Source organism: Microcystis sp. M53602_WE12 (assembly GCF_030065455.1).
Lineage (GTDB): Bacteria > Cyanobacteriota > Cyanobacteriia > Cyanobacteriales > Microcystaceae > Microcystis > Microcystis aeruginosa.
In genome coordinates this window covers 1-3,552 of record NZ_JASJFB010000692.1, presented here as the reverse complement: position 1 = coordinate 3,552, position 3,552 = coordinate 1, and the positions used below count along the sequence as shown (strand labels likewise).

The 3,552-nt window shown below is 47.3% G+C and carries 3 protein-coding genes and 1 pseudogene; 2 read left to right on the top strand and 2 right to left on the bottom strand.

The window, feature by feature from the left end:
• Nucleotides 1-41: 41 nt before the first annotated feature.
• A pseudogene (locus PX482_RS21685) lies at nucleotides 42-164 on the bottom strand (transposase family protein); the annotation flags it as partial.
• Between the two features lie 247 nt (nucleotides 165-411).
• Nucleotides 412-1,053 (bottom strand): beta-carboxysome protein CcmP, encoded by a 642-nt coding sequence (gene ccmP / locus PX482_RS21680; RefSeq protein WP_004266786.1) that lies wholly within the window; start codon nucleotides 1,051-1,053, stop codon nucleotides 412-414.
• 290 nt (nucleotides 1,054-1,343) lie between these two features.
• Here ccmP and PX482_RS21675 point away from each other — a divergent pair, with 290 nt between their 5' ends.
• Complete coding sequence (locus PX482_RS21675) at nucleotides 1,344-2,390, top strand: glucokinase (protein WP_288123002.1); 1,047 nt, start codon at nucleotides 1,344-1,346, stop codon at nucleotides 2,388-2,390.
• Nucleotides 2,387-3,475, top strand: a complete 1,089-nt coding sequence (locus tag PX482_RS21670) for an acyl-CoA dehydrogenase family protein (RefSeq protein ID WP_288094210.1) — start codon at nucleotides 2,387-2,389, stop codon at nucleotides 3,473-3,475. The genes PX482_RS21675 and PX482_RS21670 overlap by 4 nt, the downstream gene beginning before the upstream one ends.
• The last annotated feature ends 77 nt before the right edge of the window (nucleotides 3,476-3,552 follow it).

Here is a 3,552-nt window from a genome sequence, read left to right as displayed (position 1 = left end):
CTGTGCCGATTATTTTTAGCAAACTCTCCTAGCTCTCTCTAACCTGAGTATCCTAGCATTGTTCCCAGTATTATTACTACTAATACTATCCATAAAGGGGGTCTTTTTCCTTTATCTTTCCGAAAGTCCTTGACTTGTTTCAGTTTTTCTATTAAGCTCAACATATATTTAAAAAGTTGGCGGTCACTTCTCATTTTACCAAGACAGTGATCGCTTTTACTTTTGATATTCTGATGGGAGAATGAAACAGCCCTAGGGGTTTGGGGGGTAGAACCCCCCAAAAGCTTGGATTGAGTGATAAAATCGGAAGTAATGCCCAATTTTAGCCGAGAGTTTCCAAGTAAAAATCCCAATTGGTAGATTGACAAAAATGAGATGCACCCTTACCTTCTGCCTTTTGCCTTCATTAGCTTATTCTTTTTTGTCGCTACCGGGAAAAACTCGACCTTGAATATTTTCTAACGCTGAAACTGCCGCTCGGGAACCGGCGATAATATCTCGTTCTTCTCCCCCTAAATATAGGCGGCCAAAACTGCCCACGGAAGTAACGTGTAGGATATTAATTAAAGCAGCTTTTTCGGCCTGATTAGCGGCTAGGGAAGCGTAGGCAGCCGGTTGCACTTCTAAAACGTACAAAGTCTGTCCCGCCATTAACATCATACCCCGAGAACTACGGTTAATTAATTGGGCTTGGTAAGCGTCAATGTTGCGAATAATTTGGCTAGAAACAATTTGCGGTTTCAGACAATCGCGCTGACTAACGCCTAAATACTGCAAAATTGCCTGACCGGCCGCCCTGACCTCTCCCTGACTGCTAGAATGGAGTTCTAAGAGTCCATAGAGTCGTTCTACGAATAGAACCCCCGGACGAACCACGGCGGATTTGAGGGCAATATCGGTGATGCGATTAATCTCGATGCCGGGGGAAATTTCAATCCAGAGGGAAGAATCCCCGGGTAAGGGTAAAAATCCTTGGGCGACTGTACCGATGTAAGCGGCGTGTTGAAGCTGTAAATTGTCAAGATAAACGTAACTGCGAAGTTCTACACCCAAGCTAATTTCTCCCTCTCTGGTCTATCTTAAAAGTTATGGGGACAGTGATAGGTTTTGCCGCCCTATCGATCGCCTTGAGGCTACAGTTAGACCTAAAATGTCTTTAAGTCCCCTTTCTGTCCTCTAGCAAATCCCCATTCCAACCCCGGAGCGATGATTAATCAATCCTTAATTAGGGCTTAGGCATTGCCATCTTTCACTATAGTATAGAATTGACTGCCCTTAAATTTGCTGGGGAGAAGCGGTAAAAAAAACTATAATTATGGGGACAAACTCAGGGAAAAACCAGCATGACGATTCTTTTAGGGGGAGATATCGGGGGAACTAAAACAATCCTGCGTTTAGTGGATTGCCAAAACTCATCGGATAGTCCCCAACCCCGGCTAATTACTCTCGATCAAGAAATCTATCCTAGTGAACAATACCCCGATCTGGTGCCGATCGTCCGGCAGTTTTTGGCCCGACAAACCACTATTCCCCCAGTGGCAAAAGCTTGTTTCGGTATTGCAGGTCCAGTGGTTAACAATAGTTCCGAATTGACTAATTTAAGTTGGTCCCTAACTGGCGATCGCCTAAGCCAGGAGCTGCAGATTGAGCGGGTAAAATTAATTAATGATTTTGCGGCGATCGGTTATGGGGTGTTAGGATTAGCCCCAGAGGAGCTGCACAATCTACAGGCGGCCCCGGCAGTACCAGAGGCCCCGATTGCGGTTATTGGTGCAGGAACGGGGTTAGGAGAGGGTTTTTTGATTCCTGTGTCGAAGGGTAAATATCAGGTGTTTGCTAGTGAGGGTTCCCACGCCGATTTTGCCCCTCGATCGAGTTTAGAATATCAACTATTAAATTATCTCTTGGAACTCTATAATATCGAGCGCATTTCGGTGGAGCGAGTGGTTTCCGGCCCTGGAATCACTTCTATCTATCGATTTCTCCACGATAGTAACTATAGTCAGTCCTCGCCGGCCATGGCGGAAATTTACCGCGCTTGGTTAGAAGAAATGGGTAAACCGCAAAAAACCGTCGATTTAGCGGCTAAAATTGCCAGTTTTGCCCAAGATAACTCGGATCATCTTTGTTATCAAACCATGAAAATCTTTGTCGAGGCCTACGGTGCGGAAGCGGGCAATTTAGCCCTCAAGTTGCTTCCCTACGGAGGATTATACATAGCGGGAGGGATTGCTGCCAAAAATCTTCCTCTAATGACCGAGGGTAGCTTTATGAAGGCTTTTCGCGCTAAAGGTCGGATGACGGAGCTATTAAGCAATATTCCCGTTCATATCGTCCTTAATGCCCAAGTGGGACTAATGGGGGCGGTTTACTGTGCTAGTCAGCTATGAGGGATGGTTTACTGGAGATGGCTAGGGATTATTTTCAGAATAGGATCGCCCCGCAAGCGGCCCGGATCGATCGCGACCCGATCGCCCTACAATCAGCTTTACAGGGTATGGGCGAGCGCTGTTTGTTAGCTTTGCGTGTTCCCAAAGAATGGGGGGGGGCGGGATGGGAGGAACGCACCTATCAACAATTCCAAATCCTCGGCGCTCGTTATTCCGGCGCTTTAACTTTTCTGCAAACCCAACACCAAAGCGCCGCTAATCAATTAGCCACCAGCAGTAACCAAGACCTGAAAAAGCTTTATCTCCCCAAAATGGCCCGGGGCGAAAAGCTAGTGGGGGTGGGGTTTTCGCAACTACGTCGTCCGGGGGAACCGATGATGAAAGCGTTTCCCGTGGCCGGCGGCTATCAACTCTGTGGACAGGTCCCCTGGGTGACGGGATGGGGCTTTTTTGAAGATTTTATCATCGGGGCGACCCTCCCAGACGGGCGATCGCTGTACGGTCTTTTACCGCTGCAGGCTCTCCCCGGTCTGCAATGCAGTCCCCCCATGACATTATTATCGATGAGTGGGACTAATACGGTGAGCATTACCATACAAGACTACTTTTTGTCAAGGGATTTTATTGTTAGTTTACAACCGGCGGCGGCGATCGAGGCCAGCGATCAAAAAAATGTTCTCCATCATGGTTTTCATGCCCTTGGCTGTGCTTGGGCGGGCTTAGATGTTATTTTTGCGGTTTATCGACAAAAAGGGCTAGAAAGCCTAAAAAATGCCCATCAACAGCTAGAAAAAGCCCTACTGTCCTGTCAAGAAAAAATGTTAAATTCCCACCAGGCCAGTTTTGCCGAGAAATTGCACTGGCGCGGTCGGGCGATTAATTTGGCTCTACAATGCGCTCAAGGGGCAGTGATTGCCTCCGGTGGGGCGGCGAATATTATTGATCATCCGGCGGGGCGAGTCTATCGGGAAGCTTTACAGTTTAGCGTTTCTGGACAAACCAGCGCGGTGATGGAAAATAGCCCAGCAATTCCAAATTCAGAATGTAGCAAGGAATACAGAATACAAAACGCTTTTGCCCTGTAGCTCCCCATCCAAAATCAAGAAGAATTAACGCGAGTAACAGGGATGGCCTCATCGAGCATAAAGTCTAAAAGGTGGTG